The following is an 18798-nucleotide window of genomic DNA, read 5'->3' on the forward strand; positions in this document are numbered from 1 at the left end:
TTGCATAGGTCTTTTTTTTGTCGGAGTATACGGTGCATTGGTAAATCGGCGCCAAATTCTTGCGCTGTTCCTTGCCTCTGAAATTGCCTGTGCAGCCGGTCTTTTGCTTTTTGTTGTTTTTTCTAAATATCAGCAAAACTTAAAAGGGCAGGCTTTTGCGCTTATCTTTTTGGGTGTTATTATTATTCAAACCATTATAGGGATTGGTCTTATTCTCAATCTTTATAAAAAACGACAAATCTCATTTGTGGAATTGGAAAAGAAAGATGAACTTTTTTAATTTCTTTTTATCTTTCTTATTTATGACACCTCTTTTCCTCTCAATATCTCAATATTTTTTAGGGAAAAAAGAGGATGAAGGCAATTTGTTATATGTTAATTTAACCGGTACCTTCCTGCTGGCGCTTGCCTTTTCAGGAATGTTTATCGGGGTGCCTTTAAGTTCCTCGTGGAAGGTGTCTTTCATTTCTGTTGATTCTCTGCAGTTACATTGGGGGGGAGCGTTTACCAAGATTTCTTCGGTTTTCCTTTTAGTATGTTTGTGGCTGAACGTCTTTTCAAAAGGGCTTATAAAACGTCTTTTATTTGTGGAGGATGCCTCTCAAGCCCGTCTTTTTTTGTATTTGGATCTTTTCTTGTTGGCAGCGTTCATTAGTATTTCTGCAGATTATTTTTTGCCTCTTTTTGTGGGGTGGGAGCTTTTGGGCATTGTGGCGTACTTGCTTCTGGGTTTTTGCTATGAAAGCAGTGCCTCGAATCAGGCGGCTTTCACAGCTTTTTTGTACGATAAAATCGGATCCATCTTTTTATTACTTGGGGGGAGCCTGTTGCTCTTTTCTTACGGAGACATTAGTTTTTCAGATCCTCAGTGGGGATCGATTCGCCAAAGCTTTATAGGTCTTTGTTTTTTTATTTCTATTTATTGTAAGATGTTCCAGTTTGGAGTAAATACCTGGGTGTCGCGCTCCACAGAGATTCCCGCTCTCTCTCTCTCTGTTGTGGCCAATTTTCTTTTTGGTATTCCCGCTTTTGTGCTTTTGTGGAAATTGCATTTTTTAGAGGTAGATTTTTTTAAAACACTTTCTCTGTACCTCGGGATAGCAACCTTTGTTTTTGCCATCGGGATGGCTTTGATGGATTCTCTCTTTAAAAGGGTAACGACATACATAACCATTGCGTATTGGGGATTGATTCTGTCTTTCTCCACCTTTGGGTTTTATGAGATTGCTTTTGCCTGCTTGTTGGGGCTTTCTCTGATGCAATTTATTCTTTTTGGGATAGAAAAGGTTTTGTCTTCAGAAAATAAAGAGCCTTTTCATCTAGGGACAGCCTCTTTGAACCGCTCTCCTAGAGGGCTCTTCGTTGGATTAATAGTTCTTTTAACAGTGTGTCATACGGGTTTGTTGGGAGTCATGGGTGTCATCGCCTTTGGTTCCGCAGAGGGGGCATCCTGGGTGATAGGAGGGGGAATCTTCTTGCTGTCTTTGTCGGTTTGGAGGGTTGCGTTCTTGTTGTGCCAATCTTCCCTTGTCAGAAGAGAAGCGCTGGAAAGTATTGAAACAGATCAGCTGTGGACGATCTTCTTTTTTGTGTTAAGTGCAGTGACTCTTGTGGGGGGGGCTGTCTGTTTTTGGTTGTCGGTAAGAGCTCCCTTTTTGAAGAATGATTTTTCTCACGGGATAACAGCCTCCCTTTTTATAGGCAGCGGTATTATTTTGAGCGGAGTTACTGTTTTTTTATTTAAAAATATGAGACGCACCATAGAAAAAAATGTAGGGTGGGGATATCAGTTGTTTTTAAAGCAGGCGTATCTAGAAACTTTATATACTTTTGGTGTGGTCAAGACGTTCAAGTGGATTTCAACAGTGCTTTCCGAAAAAGTAGACGAATTTTTAATCGAACAACAAGCTTTTGTGGGTAGCATATCCGGCTTAAATGGGCTACATCGGTTAATATTCTGGGTTCAGACGCAAACTTTTTCCTTTTATTTGTTTTTTTTAGTTTTAAGTTGTTCAAGCTTACTTCTTTTCCTCATGTTGAAATAAAAATGATTTTAGCCGAAATTCCTCTCCTCTCCCTGATCATCTTCCTGCCTGTTCTGGGATCTTTTTTTATTGCCATGGTGGATAAAAGTGTGTCCTCCATGAACACACGATACGTTGGGCTTTGGGTGACGGGAACTGTGTTTTGTATGACAGTTCTTTTGGCGATTCTTTTCTCTTTTGAAACAACAGGCTTCCAATTTATAAATCGACTCGTGATTGCCGAGAAATTGGGGTTAGAGTATTTTGTGGGGGTAGATGTATTGTCTCTGCCGTTTGTGATTCTCACAACCCTTATTTTTCCTTTATCCATTGTGGCATCTTGGGACCGGGAAGTTAAAAATTTGAAATTTTTCATTTCTCTGATTCTTATTTTAGAAACATTGATTCTGGGCGCTTTTTGTTCTTTAAACATGCTCGCTTTTTATATTTTCTTTGAAAGTGTCTTGGTTCCCATTTGTTTCTTGGCCGGAATGACGAATATGGAAAGTAAGATTGATGTTGCGTTCAGAAGTGTGCTTCATACGTTGTTGGGGTCTGTCTTTCTATTGGTGGCTCTTTTAAAAATATTTGATGTGACAGGTACTTTTACCTTCACAGAAATTCTAGAGAGGACTTTTCCTTACCAATTGGAAGTCTGGTTGTTCTGGGGGTTCTTGATTTCCTTTATGACAAAGGTTCCCATTGTTCCTTTTCATACGTGGTTACCAAATGCTTATGCCGAGTCTTCATCCCCTATTTCCATGATCGTTTCAGGTGCCGCCTTAAACTTAAGCGTGTATGGGATCTTAAGGTTCGTGCTTTTTTTATTCCCCCGCGCCTTAGAGGCTTTTGCCCCCTGGTTGCAAGGTCTCTTCTTAGCCTCATTTCTTTACACAGCGTTTGCAGCTTATACCCAAAAATACGTGCGTCGTTTTCTGGGCTATCTAAGTATTTCGCAGGTTTCTTTTGCTTTAGCGGGGGTCTTTTCTTTGAGTCTCGTGGCAACCACAGGGGGTGTTTTTAACCTTTTTATCCATGGGCTTCTTTTCCCTGCCGCCTTTTATATTATGGGCCTATTGTACGCGCGCCTTAATACGGATCGTATTAAGTTCTATGGGGGTATTGGACAAGTGATGCCACAATTTTCAGTCGCTCTTTTCTTCGTATGCTTAGCCCTCGGAGGAATTCCGGGGTCTGTTTCCTTTATAGGTAACTTCTTAATGATCGGAGGCATGTCCACGCATATTCATTTGGCGGAAGGCATTATAAGTGTATTCGGATTATTAGTGTACAGTATATGTCTTGTTTGGTTTTATAGAAGAATCATTTTCGGAATGATTACAGAAGCCATGGTGCGGGGGTTAAAAGACTTTGATCAGAGGGAGAAAAATCTTTCCGTTTTCCTTATTTGTTTGATGTTTTTTGTGGGAGTTTTTCCCGTATTTCCTTTAGACTTCGCAAAAGCTTTTTCGGCCAGAATTTGTGATCAGGTAAAGAGTGTTCAGATTAAGAAAGAAGCCAAGAATGACTCTTAATCATTTCTCGTTTTTCCCAGAAGTTCTTTTATTTTCCCTAGCGCTTTATCTTTTGTTCACCAATTTGCGTCGCGCTGCGCTGGTGACAGATAAGGGAACTTTCTTAGCTCCCTTTATATCAAGGGGTGGTTATTACGCCTTTTTGCTGATGGGCATCCTATCTTTAGGCTTTTTGTGGAGGTATTCCACAAATTCTGAGCCCCTTATCTTTGGGGTTTTTTCATCTGACAAATTGGCGGTAGGGTCGAAGCTCATTGTTTTTATGTTGGGAGTTCCCTGGCTGGGGCTAGGGGCAAAAGGGATCCGCCGTTCTTTTCAGCGAGAGAATATGAGGTCTTTTGAGTACCCCTCGCTCTTATTATTTTCCATGCTGGGTTCCTTCTTGCTTGTATCCTCTTCTCATTTAGGGGGTATTTTTGTGGCGCTCAGCTTACAAATAGTGCCTGTTCTGGTGGCAACAAGTCTCTATGAGGACAAGACCGCTTCTGTTATGTGGGGGACAAAATACTTTATTTTAGATGGAATTTGTTTATCTTTTTTTGTGTTTGGAGCAGCCCTATTTTATGGAGCAGTAGGAGATTTAAACCTCAAAAGTATTGCTCTCTTTTGTCAAACTGCGGTTCAAGAAGGGGGGGATGATTTAAGGATCGTTATTGCGTTTTTCATGATCTTTGTTGTTTTTTTGCTCCGCTTAGCCGCCTTTCCTTTTCATTTATGGATCAAAGGGTTTTATGAGGCCTCTTCTAATTTAGTAGTTCCTTTTATGATCACTATTTATTTTTCCGTCTTCATTGTATTGGTGAGACTTTTGTTTGAAGGGTTTTCTGGTTTGATTGACATGTGGAAACCCGTTTTGTTTTGTGTTGGCCTTTGTTCTTGCCTCTGGGGAGCCATTGGGGCTTTGTTCCAGACCAACATTCGCAGCTTTTTTTCTTATAACTACATGTTTCACCTAGGGATGGTGTTGTTGGGTCTTGCTTCCGGGATAGTGGAAGGACTCCAAGCCTCTCTTTTATATTGGGTTGTCTATACGTTGAGTGCCAGTGTCTTCTTCTTTTTTTGGTCTAATTTAAGCGTGAACGACCAGATGTTGGACACCATTGATCAGGCCAAAGGATTGGGGGTCAAGCACCCGGCCTTTACGCTTTTGATATCTTTAACACTCCTCTCTTTGGCTAGTGTTCCTCCTTTGGCTGGGTTTTGGTGTAAACTTTACGTGTTGAAAAGTCTGATCCCAAGTGGATGGATTTACGTGAGTGCTTTGTTGTTTTTGACGATCATTGCTTCTTTCCAATATTTTCATATTATTCGAGCCATCTATTTTTCGGATCAAGGAACAGACATTCGTATAACGTACGAGTGGCGAACAATTTGGACCATCGCTCCTCTCATCCTTGTTGGGTTTTTTCTGTTTCAGGACGGGGCACTAAACTTTATAAAAGAAATTGTTAAAGGAATATAAATGACTCTTTCGTGTTCAATTGAAGTACACGACCGCTGTTCCAGCACTATGGATCTAGCGAAAATCTGGGTTCAAAAAAACGGAGAAACGGGGCAGCCCCACTTTATTCAGTCTTATACACAAGATGCTGGCCGAGGAAAAAGAGAGCGGGTGTGGGTTTCTGAAAGAGGGAATTTTTTTGGAACGTTCGTTCTGCCTTTCCCTTTTGGAATGGAAAAAAGAGGAGATATATCGTTTTTGACTGCTGTGGCTATAGGGGATGTACTCAAAACAATTCATCCTTCTTTGAATTTCCAGTTTAAATGGCCAAATGACATTCTGATTTCAAAGAAAAAGGTAGGGGGTGTTTTGTTGGAATATTTAGAAGGAGAAAATGATCGTTCTTTTTTAAGCATCGGTATTGGTCTTAATTTTATCTCTCATCCTGATCACATTCCCTCCACTTGCTTGATGGATTATATGGATACTGTCCCCAGTCTGGAGTATTTTAGAAACTTGCTTATAGAAAAAATGTTTCATTATTATGAATCATGGGTTACACATGGATTTTTAGCCATCAGGACTTTGTGGCTGAAGCGAGCCATAGATCTTAACGAGTTTATTCAATTCTCCATTGGAAATGAAACAATCCGGGGAATATTTAAAACAATCAATGATAATGGTGGACTGATATTAGTTTGCCAAGATGGGATTGAAAAGACCTTCTATACAGGTGAAGTTTTTTTTGATTCTTAAAAATAAAGGAGCACTTTTAAAGATGTCAAAGAATAATGTAATGCGATTCCTCCCCTTGGGAGGATCGGGGGAAATTGGCATGAATTTAAATCTATACGAATTTAACAACCAATGGTTGATGGTTGATCTGGGAATTACTTTTAATGATCGATTAGGGATCGAAGTGTTGATGCCCAATCCCCAATACATTGTGGAAAAAAAGGATCAACTGTGTGGGCTATTGTTGACTCATGGACATGAGGATCATATTGGAGCCATTCCTTATTTATGGGAAAAATTCAAGTGTCCTATGTATGCCACCCCTTTTACGGCAGAAATGATTCGTCACAAAATGAATGACCATCAAATAGATATAGAGGGATACCTTCATGAGATTCCCTTAGAGGGAACCACAAAAATAGGCCCTTTTGACATTCGAATGATAACCTTAACTCACTCTGTACCCGAACCCAATGGCGTCTTAATAAAGACGGAAGCTGCGACTGTTTTTCATACAGGAGACTGGAAGATTGACCATAAACCTTTGGTGGGAAAACCCATCGAGGAAGACCAGCTAGAAAAAATAGGTGATGAGGGTGTGGATGTCTTGGTCTGCGATTCCACCAATGTCTTTTGTGAAGGAGATTCAGGCTCGGAAGACGATGTACGGCAAAATCTGATAGAAATGATTGGAACTTACAAAGAAGAGGCTATATTCGTCAGTTGTTTTGCATCTAACTTGGCGCGGTTGGAAACAATTGCGCTTGCGGCTCAACGTCATGGTCGCCAGGTTGTCATTGTAGGGCGGGGATTTAATAAGATTAATGAAATTGCTCGGAAGTTAGGATATCTAAATAATACGCCACCATTTGTGTTAATGAATAAAGCCAAAGACATGTCCCGAAAGAAGATTTTGTATCTGTGTTCGGGAAGCCAAGGAGAGATACGGGCGGCATTAAACCGCATTGCCTCCGATATGCATTCGGATATTAAAATGACTCAAGGGGATGTGGTTATCTTTTCCTCCCGAGTCATCCCGGGAAATGAAAAATCTATCATTGCTTTGAAAAATAAAATCACCAAGTTGGGTGTAAAGGTCGTGCATGGGCGCAATGAAGAAATCCACGTGTCTGGTCATCCCAGTCGTAATGATTTGACTCAGATGTACAAATGGATTCGTCCGAAAACTCTTATTCCTGTGCATGGAGAGTTGGTGCACATGGTGGAGCAGGGGCGTTTGGCTAAGAAGAACGGTGTTCCCAATGTGGTGATCCCAGAAAATGGAACATTGATTGAGATGACACACACGGGTGCGGAGATTGTGGCAGAAGTGCCCAATGGCCGATTGGCATTAGATGGAAATCGTGTACTTTCTTTAACGCATAGCTCATTTAAAGAGCGTCATCGTCTGAGTACAGATGGAGTGGCGTCTGTGGTTGTGACGTTTGATGAAGAGAACAGACTCATGGGGACACCTCTCTTGACTTTTAACGGGATTAGTGTGGATGGCGATTTAAAAGCGGCTTCAGTAGATGATATAATTTATGCGCTAGAAACGTTAACTGTTCCTGAAAGGAACAAGGATGATTTGGTGCATGAGAAAATCCGACTTGCCATTCAACGGAAAGTCCAGAATGAAATGGATAAAAAACCGGTGGTGCTTGCCCATATAATTCGGTATTAGAGGTCATATTCCTTGATCTTTCTCCGTATAGGTGGTATCACCAAAAGATAAGAATTTATAACCGTGCGGTCGTGGCGGAATTGGTAGACGCGCAGCGTTGAGGTCGCTGTGGTGGTAACACTGTGGAAGTTCGAGTCTTCTCGACCGCACCAAAATGCAGGGAAATTAATCGTTTACACGCTGGAAAATTGATGGAAAATCTTCACGATGCCATGGAAGTGACCGAAGCTGTCTTGAACGGAGTTTCTCCTGAACTTACCGAGGCGGTGCAGGCTGCCTTGCGGGCGCGAAGCAAGAAAAAACTCAAACTTTTGGTTAAAGATCTAGATCCTGCAGATCTAAGTAATATTATCCAAGACCTCTCTCCTCAAGAACGGGAAGATTTTTTTCGTCTTATAGAATCTCATTTTAACTTTGATGTCATCCTAGAATTGTCAGATCATATCCGACAGGAAGTGATTAAGTTGATTGGGATTCAACAGCTGGCAAAAAGATTACCAGAACTAGAAAGTGACGACGCCTTTTCTTTGATCGATGAGCTGAGCCCTGAACAACAAGAGGAAATTTTAGCCACCATTCCGGCGGCAGCGCGGGCAAGTTACGAAAAAGTATCCTCTTACCCAGAGCATTCAGCCGCACGGCTCATGCAGCAGGAGTTGGTGGCTGTTCCTTCTTTCTGGAAGGTAGGGGATGCCATGAAGCACATTCAAACCTCCTCGTCAATCCCAGACGATTTCTATGAAATTTATGTGGTGAACCCAAAGCATAAAGTCTTGGGAAGTGTGCAGCTGAGCAAAATTCTGAGATACCCTACTTCCACGTCTCTGAAAGGGATTATGGAGCAGGAAGTGAAAACGATTCCAGCCATCATGGATCAAGAGGAAGTGGCGTATGTCTTCCGAAAATATCACCTCGTCTCAGCCCCTGTGGAAGATGATTCAGGCCGTATTATTGGCATGATCACCAGTGATGACGTGGTGGACGTTATCGAGGAAGAAGCTGAAAAAGATATTTTACAATTGGCGGGTGTGAGTGAGACAGACTTTACCGCTCCGTTTTTGGTGACGTCAAGCCGTCGTATCGGATGGCTTGCGGTGAGTCTCGTTAATGCGCTTTTGGCAGCAGGGGTGATCGAGCATTATAAAACCACCATCGAAAGCAAGGGATCTTTAGCAGCGCTCATGACCATTATTGCGGCCATGGGAAGTGCATCTGGAACTCAAGTTGTGGCGGTGACCGTTCGGGCCTTTGCGGCACGTGTTTTCAATACGGTAAACCCTTGGAAAACCATGTGGAAAGAAACAGCGATTGGGGTTGCGAATTCCGTTTTTTTCTCTATCATCCTGTCTTTAATTGTCCTCTTTTGGTTCGGGGATATTAAAATGGCCCTTATTCTCCCTGCCGCGCTTATTTTTAATATGTGTTGGGCCTCTGCGGGTGGCGTCTTGTTCCCTATTTTGATTTCCAGAATGGGCCTTGATCCAGCGGTGAGCGCAGGGCCTTTATTAGGAGCCACGTCTGATGTGTTGGCTTTTGCCTCATTCTTGGGGCTCGCCACTTTGTTTTTATAAGAGGGTCTTATGAACAAGAAGTCCATTGTTATTGTGGGAGCGGTGAGAACCCCCACAGGCGTGTTTAACGGCCAGCTCTCCCGGCTTTCAGCGCCTGAGCTGGGGGCGGTGGCCATCAGAGGCCTGTTGGGGATGACGAAAGCGGATCCTGCATGCGTTAACGGCGTGGCAATGGGATGTGTGTTGTCTGCGGGGGTAGGGCAGGCACCGGCGCGCCAAGCGGCTATAAAGGCAGGTCTTCCTGTGTCCGTTCCGGCCACAACTATCAATAAAGTGTGTGGCTCTGGCATGGAGACCATTTTGATTGGATCTCTCTGTTTAGAGACAGAAGCCCTAGACGTTGTGGTTGCGGGGGGGATGGAGAGCATGAGTAACGCGCCGCTCTTGTTGCGTCGGGCGAAAAAAGGCCAGCCTGCTGAAACAGAACCTTTTGCGGATCATCTATTTTTGGATGGGCTCGAAGATGCTTACCAAAAGAAGACCCCCATGGGAATCTTTGCCGAAGCCACGGCGGCCAAATATGGGTTTTCGCGGGAAGATCAAGACCGTTTTGCCATTAGGTCTCTGGAACGTGCGCAAGAAGCCTCTAAAAACGGAGCTTTTGACCGGGAGATCGTTCCTCTGACAGTGCAAACGCCAAATGGGATTTCTGAGCTTCAGACAGATGAAAACCTCGGGCGGGCGACGGTGGAAAAAATCCTTCATTTGAAACCGGTGTTTCAAGAAAAGGGAACCATTACGGCAGCCTCAGCCAGCGGCATTGCCGATGGAGCAGCGGCTATATTGATGATGCGAGCGGAAACCGCCAATCATTTGGGGCTTGGGGTGCGGGCGCGTATTGTGGCGGGTGCTAGCCATAGTCAAGAACCCAAATGGTTTACGCTCGCCCCCCTTGAAGCCATTCGTAAGACCTTAAAGAGCGCTAATTGGACGGTTGATGAGGTTGATTTGTTCGAGATTAATGAAGCTTTTGCGGTGGTGCCCATGGCGGCAGCTAAAGAGCTTTCTATCCCTCTGGAAAAAATAAATATCCATGGAGGCGCGTGTGCTATTGGTCATCCCATCGGGGCTTCTGGCGCCCGGATCGTTGTGACGCTGTTGAATGCTCTCGAGCGGACTGGTAAGAAAAAAGGAATTGCCGCCATTTGTATTGGTGGGGGCGAGGCGTTGGCGATTGCGGTGGAGGCTGCTATATCCTCGTGAAAGCACTTCGTTATTTTTTAATTTTATACGCGCCTTAATCCTTATATAAACAAGAGTCAGGGCAAAATTATAAAAGTAATTTCACTTAATGATCTGACAACAGTGATTTAATTTCCTCTGTATTTTCATTCTCTTTAATCCAAAAATAATTTAAAATCTGTGAAATTTCAGCGACAATATAGGGATTTTCTATTTTACTTAGATCATCCAGCTTTGCAGTAAAACTCATATACTCCTCTGGCTTTTAAACGCCGGACCATGTTGGCATGATTTTCGCCCGTAGGAGCTCTCAGGGGGCGGCTTTCCAGATCTTCTCTGGGTTCAGAATCTGGAGCAGATTGAAGGGTAAAGCAGGACAAGAAGCCTATCAGAGTGGCAAAAAGAAAGGGGGTTAAAAACTTCATGATTATTCTCCTTAAAATTATCACCATCTACACAACTACTACAATACTCTGATATGGATCAAATTGAAAATATGAAAAATTTAAACAATCGTATATCTATAACCTGTGTCATGGGAGGAGATCAGGGGGTTTACACAAAAACCAGAGGTCTATTTTCCGGCTTTTTTGTTTTTTTTAAACATGGTATAACTCTAGTGGGCTGGCCATGGACAGGTTGATTTGTGAACCCGGTCAGATTCGGAAGAAAGCAGCCGCAGCAGATTTCATCTGGGTCGTGGTCCAGCCTTTTTTATAATCATTGTCGGGGATTCATGACACACCATATAAATTATCAGGTTCTGGCCCGCACGACACGCCCCACCAAATTCTCGGAACTCATTGGCCAAGAAGCCTTGACCCAAACTCTGAAAAACGCCATTGAATCGGGCCGCTTGGCCCATGCGTTTGTTTTAACGGGTATTCGGGGGGTGGGAAAAACCACGATAGCCCGCCTTATTGCCCGTGCCTTAAATTGTGTGGGGGTAGATGGCACAGGGCAGCCCACTTCAGAGCCATGTGGGGTTTGTGATCAGTGCCAAATGATTGCTGAAGATCGCCATGTGGACGTGATTGAGGTAGATGCGGCTACGCGCACAGGGGTGGATGATATGCGCCAGCTGATGGAGGGAATTAGCTATAAGCCTGTGATGGGTCGATACAAGATCTACATCATCGATGAAGTGCACATGCTTTCTAAGAATGCTTTTAACTCGCTGTTAAAAACGCTAGAGGAACCCCCGCCCCATGTGAAGTTTATCTTTGCCACCACGGAAATTCGAAAAGTTCCTCTAACTATCTTGTCGCGCTGTCAGCGGTTTGACTTGCGTCGTATCCCTGTGGATGTTCTCCTGACCCATTTTCAAAATATTCTGCAGAAGGAAGGTGTCCAATTTGAAATGGAAGCGTTGGAATGTATCGCGCGTGCGGCAGGAGGGTCGGTTCGGGATGGACTCTCTATTCTCGAGCAAGCCATTGTGAAAGTGACAGACAACAAAATAACAGTCTCCACCGTTCAAGAGATGCTAGGGCTCGCGGACAGGGAAAAAATAGCCACCGTTTTTAACTGCCTGATGAGGGGGTTGGTAAGGGAATGTCTGGAGGCCACAAAGACACTCTACGAGGAGGGGGCAGACCCTGACATTATTCTTCAAGATTTGTTGGGGACAACCTATCAGACCCTCTCCTTTAAAGTCAGCGGTGCCGTAAGTGCGGAGGGCAATAAACTTCAAGCCTTAGCAGAAAAGATTGAGCCTAAAAGTTTGATGTTGGTGTGGCAGGTATTGATGAAGGGGGCCGAAGAAATGAAGGCATCCACCATGCCATTAGAAAACTTAGAAGTCATTTTGATTCGGGCCATGCATATTCAAGGCATGGTAGGCAAAGAAAACAGAGGAGAAATCCCCTCGCTTGTTTCTTCATCTCTCTCTCCGGTATCTGCTGTGTCTTCGCCGGTCGTGTCGCCCGAGAGGCTCGTTACTTCCTTTCGGTCGGACGGGATGCCTAAAACGTTTGAGGATGTGATTCAACTGTTTGAAAAGAAACGGGAACCTATTATTGTGGACTACTTAACGAATGATGTGGGGTTGGTGGATTTTCGGCCGGGAGCAATCAAGCTCAATCAGCTTCGTGAGAGTACACCCAACTTACAGCCGAAGGTGGCCAAATTTCTGTCCGAGTGCACAGGGGCCTCGTGGCTGGTGGAGTTGGTGACAGAAAAGGGTCAAGAGTCGTTAGGGGTGCAAAGGGCTTTGGCCAGAGAAAAGCGGGAAAAAGACGCGTTGTCAACGGAGGAAGCAAAGAAAATATCCGAGCTTTTCCCAGGCGCTCAAGTTGTTGTGAAGTAAACAAAATAAAGGAGTTTTAGATGAACCTTGGCAATATGATGAAGCAAGCCAAAGAGATGCAGGCCAGAATGGCCGAAGCTGAGAAGAAAATCGAGGCGCTGGAAGTGGAAGGCGTATCGGGCGGGGGGATGGTGAAGGTTTTTTTAAATGGAAAAGGTGTGCCAAAAAATTTTAAGATAGATCCCAGTGTGACGACTCCTGAGGATGTGGAGATGTTAGAAGATTTGCTGGTGGCGGCCTATAATGATGGTAAGAAAAAAGCCGATGAAGAAAGCCAAAAGGAAATGGCGAAGGTGACAGGGAACATGAAGTTGCCCCCTGGGATGGGATTGCCGTTTTAAGGAATTTTTGTGCAAAGTACCGAGATACAAAAACTGATTCAACTTCTCGCGCGCTTGCCAGGGCTTGGGCCACGGTCGGGGCGACGAGCCGCGCTGTATCTGATTAAAAATAAAACAAGTGCGCTTGAACCTTTGTACAAAAGCCTTTGGGATGTGGCGCAAATGGTCAAAATTTGCCAAACCTGCGGTAATTTAGATACCTCTGAGATATGCAGTTTGTGTCAGTCTAATCGTCGAGATGCCTCTTCTCTTTGTGTGGTGGGGGATGTGGATGATCTCTGGGCCATGGAACGGTCGGGCAGCTATAAAGGTCATTATCATGTGCTAGGAGGTGTCTTGTCTGCCTTAGATGGGATAGGCCCTGACCAATTAACCATTGGAAAACTCATGGCTCGAGTCCAGAAAGGTCCTGTGGGAGAAGTGATCATTGCGCTGAGCGCTACCCTAGAAGGGCAGACCACCGCCCACTACTTATCTGATAAATTAAAAAATTATAATATAAAAGTAACGCGTATCGCCCATGGTGTTCCAGTGGGGGGTGAGTTAGACTATCTAGATGATGGGACCATCTCTGCTGCCTTGAAAGCCAGATTGCCTATTTAACACGGAGAATCAATGAAGTGCATTCATTTTTATATCATCGTTCTTTTTGGACTTTTTTTACTCAGCTCAGCCAAGGGATGCGATGTTTTTACCCAGGATTATACGTGTAATTATTTTACGCCCTGCCGATGGAATAAGGATAAGAAGGTGTGTGAAGTGGGGCCTCGCGGATTTAATTACAATGCAAACGCTTATGTTTTAGGAACTACTTTTGCGCCGATAACGAACTATGATACACCAAAAACGACAGAGTAACGATGAGACAAAGGGAAAATAAATCATGATATATCTTTTTAGTTTTTTGATGGTGGTGTTGAGCTTTATCAACTGTTTTTCCGGCGCCTGTCGGGTGCAAAAATATCAAAGCGCTTGTGAAGCCGTCAAAAACTGCGTTTGGGACAGTCGGGGATGCAGTGTGGGGTTGCATCCTCTGGAAGCGGTGTCTCAGGGGGAAGTTGTGGAAGGCGATACCATCCAGGATAATTTCAACACGTCTTATCATATTGAGAAAGCCGACTAAGAACAGGAGATAGAAGTGTCTATTTCTTTCCAGTATCAGAAGGGGGTTGGGATTGTTCATCTCAACAGGCCCTCTGTTTTAAACAGTTTGAACTTCACCATGATTGTGAGGCTTAGAGATCAGCTTCTTCTGTGGAAAGAAGATCCGGAAGTCCACTTTGTTATTTTAAAAAGCGATCTTGAAAATACTTTTTGTGCCGGCGGGGACTTAAAGGAAATATTTGAGGCAGCACGTCGTCAGGATACCCGCTTTCTGAAACTCTTTTTCGAAGTAGAATATGGGTTGAACCAGATTATTCACTCTTACCCCAAACCCTATCTGAGTTTGATGAATGGGATTGCCATGGGGGGAGGCCTCGGGATTTCTGTTCAGGGATCTCACCGTATTGTCACAGATAACTCTGTTTTGGCCATGCCCGAGGTTTTTATAGGATTTTTCCCAGATGCGGGGGGCAGCTATTTCCTGAATAAATGCCCGGGAAAAATTGGCTTGATGGTGGGTCTTTCCGGATATCGTATGAATGCGGCGGATGCGCTTTATACGGGCATTGCAACCCATTATGTGCCCCAAGAAAATTTTTCTTTGTTGTATCAGGCCCTCAGTGAAACAGATATCCGTGCCCATCCCCAAGAGGGCATTCGGGCTATTTTGGAAATCTTTGCTGCTCCGTGCCCACAGATCTCACTTTTGAAAGAACATAGGCAATTGATAGATGAGTATTTTGAAGAGGAGGATACGGCAACCCTCATCGCCGGGTTGCGGCTCACCAAAAATGTTTGGTTGCAAGGAGTGAGAAAAAAAATGGAGGATGCCTCGCCTTTAAGTTTAGTGATTACTCATCGTTTGTTGAAAGAGGCCAAGGGGCTGCCCTTTTCCGAGGCCATGGCAGGGGAATTAAGGCTTGCGCTCAACTTCTTTGAGAGTAAAGAAGTATTAGAAGGCATCCGGTCGGTGGTGATCGATAAGGATCGCACGCCCAAATGGATATATCCTTCTGTGGCGGACGTGCCAGAGGACGTGGTGCGGGGGTATTTTGGGTAAAGAAGTCGTACCCGGGAAGATTGGAGCTCGTGTGTGAATCGTTCAAGAGATTTGTTATAGGATTTATGCGTGAAGCTTCAAGCCATTAATGATCTTGTCGAAAGCTTTACGCTCCGCTCGCAGAGCCAGACCGACAATATCCAAATCCTCTGCCTGAACAGCTTTTACAACTGCACGATTGTCTTTATCATTGTTGGTTGCAAACATCTCTTTGGTGTAGATAGCTAATGGCACTTTACGGCTTAGAGCTCTGTTCCGCGTACGTTGCAAATGCTCGGCACTCGCCGCAAAAACAAACACTGGTTGCCCAAGAATGGGAAGATAGGTGTTACCCGATCCATCTCCATACGGTTCGCCGACTGTCTCTGGGGATGCCGCTGCAATTCCTGGAGCCAGAAAGGCTGTGATATTTAACTTTTGCCAGGTCTCTAAATCGTCTCGTACAATGATGCCTATTTTCGTGTCGTGGTTCATTCGGTTACTCCGGCCTTTCAATCCCAATGGTCTCTGGCAATAATATTAGTCATGGATTACCATACACAATTGCTTGATACAATGGGGGCAAACGAAGAGTGAACTTGGCTTGTTTGTGAGGTTGCATAGATAGATTTCGGCTTTTTTGTACCGATAACTCTTTGTAGGTTTTCTACTCATTCACGCGAATATCCTGAATATGAAACTTCACCTTTTCGCGGCCTTGCCAAACGTCAATCTTGAGCGAACCCGCCAGCTGGTAAAGTTTGTTGTCAGGGTTCAGTAAGATTTCTTCCAACGGGGTGCCCAAGGCGTTAAAGGCAATGGCATCCAAAAAGTGTCCAGATTCTGAGCGGAGGAAACAGCTGATGTGCTTTTCACCGCGCAGGTGAGGTTTGGTAATTTGACACCGGAGGATCATAAAAACGGGGGCCGGATTTTCGGCGCCAAAGGGACCAATTTGATCCACCAGCCGAATGAGGTCTGCGGTGGCTCCGTGGACATGGAGGGCGGCATCAATTTCAAGGCAGGGTACTTCGTGGCTCAGCGGGGCGGTTTTGTTGAAAAAATCCTGCAAGTCATCAAAACGATTTTTGTTGACCGTTAATCCTGCTGCCATGGCATGACCGCCCCCATTCAAAAGGAGACCCTCACTTTTGGCGGCTTGGACCAGAAGGCCTAGGTTAATACCAGGGATAGAACGACCAGAGCCTTTCCCAATACCAGCTCTATCAAAAGCGATGACAAACACCGGTTTGTGAAAAACCTCCTTCAGCCGACCTGCCACAATACCGATGATGCCGGGATGCCATTCATCCATTCCAACGCACAAGATGGCGTGATCCTGCAGTTTTTCGGCTTCTTCTAAAGCTTGGGCTAGGACTTTAGATTCAATGTCCTTTCGTTCTTTATTTAATTGGTGGAGCTGCTGGGCGATGGGTAGGGCTGTTTCAAGGGAAGCGGAGGTTAGCAGTTGGGTTCCAAGGGTTGCGGTGCCGATACGTCCTCCCGCATTAATGTGGGGTCCCAGAATGTATCCTAAATGGTAAGGGTTGCATTTTCCCTCAATGCCGGCGATATGCGCGAGCGCTTTGAGGCCTGGATTTAGCTGTTTGTTTAAGACGGCAATCCCTTGTTGAACAAAGGCTCTGTTTAGCCCCTTCAGAGGAACCACATCGCAGATTGTTCCGAGAGCCACGAGATCTAAAAATAATCGAAGATCAGGCAGGTGGTTGGAGTGAGTGTCTTTCAATTGGGATTGCAGGGCTACAAGCACCAAAAAGGTAACGCCAGCGGCACACAAATACCCATACCCCGATGCATCATCTTGTTGATTGGGATTTACAATGGCAGAGGCGTCTGGAAGAGAGGCGTCTGGAATATGGTGGTCAATCACGATCACATCGATGCCCAAGGTTTTTGCGTGGGCGAGAGGCTGCAGAGCCGCGGTTCCACAATCAACGGTGATGATGAGCTGGGTGCCTTGTTGGTGCAATTTTTCAAAGCCTTCGATAGAGGGGCCATATCCTTCTTTAATGCGGTCGGGAATATAAAAATCCACACGGGCGCTTAATCGAGTCAAATAGTGTACAAGAAGGGAGGTGGACGTGGCCCCATCCACATCATAATCTCCAAAGATGGTGATCTTTTCTTTTTTGTCTAAGGCTTGTTTCAAACGCGCCGTGGCTTTGTCCATATCCTTTAAGCAAAAAGGGTCTGGCAAAAAATCTCTTAATTTAGAGGACAGGAAAAGTTGGGGGTCTAGGTTCGCAGGGCATCGTTGGCTGATAAAGCGGGCTAGAATCTCTGGGTACCCATATTTTTGGATTATGTGAAGAATATCCCGTTCGGTTTCTTCTTTAAAAACCCATTGTCTTCCCTTGGCAGAGAGAGTTTTCACCAAAGTTTCTGTTTTGTGAACCGATTCTGCTTCAATCATCTTTACCCAGAAATATTTGTGGCACGATCCGCCCGAAGTTCTTTGATTTCCTTTTGGGCGGTTTCTACAGAAATGGAAGGTTGGCTATACTCAGGGACATCGGTAAGACTAGGGTATTGACTAGTGCAGCCAGGCAAGCAAGATAAAAAAATTAAACCAAATAAACGGATATACATTGTTCCTCAGAGTAAACGGGAATAGGGGAGGGGTCAAGGCTCGGGGGACATTTTTGGAGGATTTTTGAATTTTAAATAACCTGTTTTAAGCTGATTAATAATGAGTCCAGAAATGACGAGTAGACATCCATAAATGCTTGTGGTTGTCAGAGTTTCATCCACTGTAAGGTAGGCAAAAGAAATGGCAAACACAGGGACTAATAAGGAAAAAGGGGTAACAACTGCGGCTGGATATTTTTTTAATAAAAACCCCCATGTGGTATATCCAAAAAGTCCGGACACAAGGCTGGCGTAGAGAAGGGAGGCACCACTAATCCAGGTAAAATTTTGAAAAGATTGGAAAAACTGATCGTTTCCATAAATTAGACTCGATAAAAGAAAGAGAGGAATAGGGGGTACAATGTTCATCCAAGCCATGAGACTGAACATGTCAACGGTCTGTCCTTTTTGCTGGAGAACAAGATTAGATATAGCAAAAACAATGGCAGAAATTAGAGCGATTCCTAATCCAAGCAGGCTTGCTTCGCCACCCACTTGAATACCAATGAACCCAATTCCCAAGAAAGCAATGCTCATGCCCATCCAATTCAAGAAGGAGGGTTTTTGATTAAAGAACAGCAGAGCCAACAAAACTGTGAAGAAGGCTTGTGCTTGAATAATGAGTGAGCTAAGCCCCGCGGCAACACCCAAGTGAATGGCAAGCAACAGGAGAGGAACCGTCAATGTTCCAATTAAAAGTCCAATTAAAAGGAGTACCTTCCAAGAGATTTTAGGCCTGGGAATAAAAAAGAGAAGGGGCAAAATTAAAAGAGACCGCAGACCCGAAAAAATTAAAGGAGAAATCCCATTTAATCCAATCTTCATGACGGGAAAGTTCGCACCCCAAACTAAGGCTATCGATAAGGCGAGGCAAAAATGCCTAAAATTCATAATGGAAGGATCCTTCATAAATCAATGTAGAGAACATTCTGACTATAAGCACAAATAAAAACAATCAAAATATGGATATAACATATAGAAAATTTTGTTTATTTGAGGATTTCGTAGCTCAACCTCTTCTGTGGGGTTAGAGGAGGAAACTTTTTAGAAGTCTCTTTGAAATATTCTTTCTTTAGTTCTCTGATTTTTCGACTAAATCCCAAATAACGCTTGATTGTTTTCCCCTCTCTCTGGCACAATGTGAGCACTCTCACTTGAAGTAATTCTGGTGAGGCCTGGAGTAAG

General features: G+C 44.2%; 17 protein-coding genes, 1 tRNA gene and 1 other RNA gene. 15 read left to right on the plus strand and 4 right to left on the minus strand.

Annotated elements, in window-relative coordinates:
- Positions 1–37: 37 nt before the first annotated feature.
- From A2621_02785 to A2621_02825, 9 genes are all read left to right on the plus strand, one after another.
- On the plus strand, positions 38–280 hold the full coding sequence (locus A2621_02785) for a hypothetical protein (GenBank protein OFW89799.1): 243 nt from the start codon (positions 38–40) through the stop codon (positions 278–280).
- Positions 267–2045: a hypothetical protein gene (locus A2621_02790; protein ID OFW89800.1), complete on the plus strand. Its 1779-nt coding sequence runs from the start codon at positions 267–269 to the stop codon at positions 2043–2045. Before A2621_02785 ends, A2621_02790 begins: the two co-directional genes overlap by 14 nt.
- 2 nt (positions 2046–2047) lie before the next feature.
- Positions 2048–3559 carry a hypothetical protein gene (locus A2621_02795; protein ID OFW89801.1) on the plus strand — a complete coding sequence of 504 codons (1512 nt, stop codon included), beginning with the start codon at positions 2048–2050 and terminating at the stop codon, positions 3557–3559.
- Positions 3549–5021: a hypothetical protein gene (locus tag A2621_02800; GenBank protein OFW89802.1), complete on the plus strand. Its 1473-nt coding sequence runs from the start codon at positions 3549–3551 to the stop codon at positions 5019–5021. Before A2621_02795 ends, A2621_02800 begins: the two co-directional genes overlap by 11 nt.
- 48 nt (positions 5022–5069) lie before the next feature.
- A complete protein-coding gene (locus tag A2621_02805; protein OFW89803.1) occupies positions 5070–5756 on the plus strand; it encodes a biotin--[acetyl-CoA-carboxylase] ligase in 687 nt (228 codons plus the stop codon).
- A gap of 22 nt (positions 5757–5778) precedes the next feature.
- Positions 5779–7419, plus strand: coding sequence for a hypothetical protein (locus tag A2621_02810; protein OFW90126.1), 1641 nt, complete (start codon positions 5779–5781; stop codon positions 7417–7419).
- 65 nt (positions 7420–7484) lie between these two features.
- A tRNA-Leu gene (locus A2621_02815) sits at positions 7485–7571 on the plus strand.
- Positions 7572–7610: 39 nt separating this feature from the next.
- Positions 7611–8990, plus strand: a complete 1380-nt coding sequence (locus A2621_02820; GenBank protein OFW89804.1) for a magnesium transporter — start codon at positions 7611–7613, stop codon at positions 8988–8990.
- A gap of 9 nt (positions 8991–8999) precedes the next feature.
- Positions 9000–10193 (plus strand): acetyl-CoA acetyltransferase, encoded by a 1194-nt coding sequence (locus tag A2621_02825; protein OFW89805.1) that lies wholly within the window; start codon positions 9000–9002, stop codon positions 10191–10193.
- Between the two features lie 203 nt (positions 10194–10396).
- Here A2621_02825 and A2621_02830 read toward each other — a convergent pair whose 3' ends face one another.
- Entirely contained in the window at positions 10397–10597 is a 201-nt protein-coding gene (locus tag A2621_02830) for a hypothetical protein (protein OFW89806.1), read from the minus strand.
- Positions 10598–10790: 193 nt separating this feature from the next.
- Here A2621_02830 and ffs point away from each other — a divergent pair.
- From ffs to A2621_02860, 6 genes are all read left to right on the plus strand, one after another.
- An RNA gene (ffs, locus tag A2621_02835) (signal recognition particle sRNA small type) lies at positions 10791–10889 on the plus strand.
- 19 nt (positions 10890–10908) lie between these two features.
- A complete protein-coding gene (locus A2621_02840; GenBank protein ID OFW89807.1) occupies positions 10909–12480 on the plus strand; it encodes a DNA polymerase III, subunit gamma and tau in 1572 nt (523 codons plus the stop codon).
- Positions 12481–12500: 20 nt separating this feature from the next.
- Positions 12501–12821, plus strand: a complete 321-nt coding sequence (locus A2621_02845) for a nucleoid-associated protein, YbaB/EbfC family (GenBank protein OFW89808.1) — start codon at positions 12501–12503, stop codon at positions 12819–12821.
- 3 nt (positions 12822–12824) lie between these two features.
- Positions 12825–13424 carry a recombination protein RecR gene (locus tag A2621_02850; GenBank protein OFW89809.1) on the plus strand — a complete coding sequence of 200 codons (600 nt, stop codon included), beginning with the start codon at positions 12825–12827 and terminating at the stop codon, positions 13422–13424.
- Between the two features lie 280 nt (positions 13425–13704).
- Complete coding sequence (locus A2621_02855) at positions 13705–13944, plus strand: hypothetical protein (GenBank protein ID OFW89810.1); 240 nt, start codon at positions 13705–13707, stop codon at positions 13942–13944.
- 9 nt (positions 13945–13953) lie between these two features.
- The gene (locus A2621_02860) at positions 13954–14985 is read left to right on the plus strand and encodes a hypothetical protein (GenBank protein ID OFW89811.1); all 1032 of its coding nucleotides are present in this window, start codon (positions 13954–13956) and stop codon (positions 14983–14985) included.
- A gap of 63 nt (positions 14986–15048) precedes the next feature.
- Here the strand turns inward: A2621_02860 and A2621_02865 are convergent, their stop codons facing one another.
- The 3 genes from A2621_02865 to A2621_02875 all read right to left on the minus strand — a co-directional run bounded on the left by A2621_02865 (position 15049) and on the right by A2621_02875 (position 18504).
- The gene (locus tag A2621_02865) at positions 15049–15459 is read right to left on the minus strand and encodes a hypothetical protein (GenBank protein ID OFW89812.1); all 411 of its coding nucleotides are present in this window, start codon (positions 15457–15459) and stop codon (positions 15049–15051) included.
- A 172-nt stretch (positions 15460–15631) separates the two neighbouring features.
- A complete protein-coding gene (locus tag A2621_02870) occupies positions 15632–17398 on the minus strand; it encodes a single-stranded-DNA-specific exonuclease RecJ (GenBank protein ID OFW89813.1) in 1767 nt (588 codons plus the stop codon).
- A 209-nt stretch (positions 17399–17607) separates the two neighbouring features.
- A complete protein-coding gene (locus A2621_02875) occupies positions 17608–18504 on the minus strand; it encodes a hypothetical protein (GenBank protein OFW89814.1) in 897 nt (298 codons plus the stop codon).
- Between the last annotated feature and the right edge of the window lie 294 nt (positions 18505–18798).

The organism is Alphaproteobacteria bacterium RIFCSPHIGHO2_01_FULL_41_14, from assembly GCA_001767855.1.
In the GTDB taxonomy this organism is placed as follows: Bacteria; Pseudomonadota; Alphaproteobacteria; order UBA7879; family UBA5542; genus 2-01-FULL-41-14.

What these genes read in the sequence shown, in the direction of transcription:
- A2621_02790 (OFW89800.1), top strand. Translation starts at nt 267, where the DNA reads ATGAACTTTTTTAATTTCTTTTTATCTTTCTTATTTATGACACCTCTT.
- A2621_02795 (OFW89801.1), top strand. Translation starts at nt 2,048, where the DNA reads ATGATTTTAGCCGAAATTCCTCTCCTCTCCCTGATCATCTTCCTGCCT.
- A2621_02800 (OFW89802.1), top strand. Translation starts at nt 3,549, where the DNA reads ATGACTCTTAATCATTTCTCGTTTTTCCCAGAAGTTCTTTTATTTTCC.
- A2621_02805 (OFW89803.1), top strand. Translation starts at nt 5,070, where the DNA reads ATGGATCTAGCGAAAATCTGGGTTCAAAAAAACGGAGAAACGGGGCAG.
- A2621_02810 (OFW90126.1), top strand. Translation starts at nt 5,779, where the DNA reads ATGTCAAAGAATAATGTAATGCGATTCCTCCCCTTGGGAGGATCGGGG.
- A2621_02820 (OFW89804.1), top strand. Translation starts at nt 7,611, where the DNA reads ATGGAAAATCTTCACGATGCCATGGAAGTGACCGAAGCTGTCTTGAAC.
- A2621_02825 (OFW89805.1), top strand. Translation starts at nt 9,000, where the DNA reads ATGAACAAGAAGTCCATTGTTATTGTGGGAGCGGTGAGAACCCCCACA.
- A2621_02830 (OFW89806.1), bottom strand. Translation starts at nt 10,597, where the DNA reads ATGAAGTTTTTAACCCCCTTTCTTTTTGCCACTCTGATAGGCTTCTTG.
- A2621_02840 (OFW89807.1), top strand. Translation starts at nt 10,909, where the DNA reads ATGACACACCATATAAATTATCAGGTTCTGGCCCGCACGACACGCCCC.
- A2621_02845 (OFW89808.1), top strand. Translation starts at nt 12,501, where the DNA reads ATGAACCTTGGCAATATGATGAAGCAAGCCAAAGAGATGCAGGCCAGA.
- A2621_02855 (OFW89810.1), top strand. Translation starts at nt 13,705, where the DNA reads ATGATATATCTTTTTAGTTTTTTGATGGTGGTGTTGAGCTTTATCAAC.
- A2621_02865 (OFW89812.1), bottom strand. Translation starts at nt 15,459, where the DNA reads ATGAACCACGACACGAAAATAGGCATCATTGTACGAGACGATTTAGAG.
- A2621_02870 (OFW89813.1), bottom strand. Translation starts at nt 17,398, where the DNA reads ATGATTGAAGCAGAATCGGTTCACAAAACAGAAACTTTGGTGAAAACT.
- A2621_02875 (OFW89814.1), bottom strand. Translation starts at nt 18,504, where the DNA reads ATGAATTTTAGGCATTTTTGCCTCGCCTTATCGATAGCCTTAGTTTGG.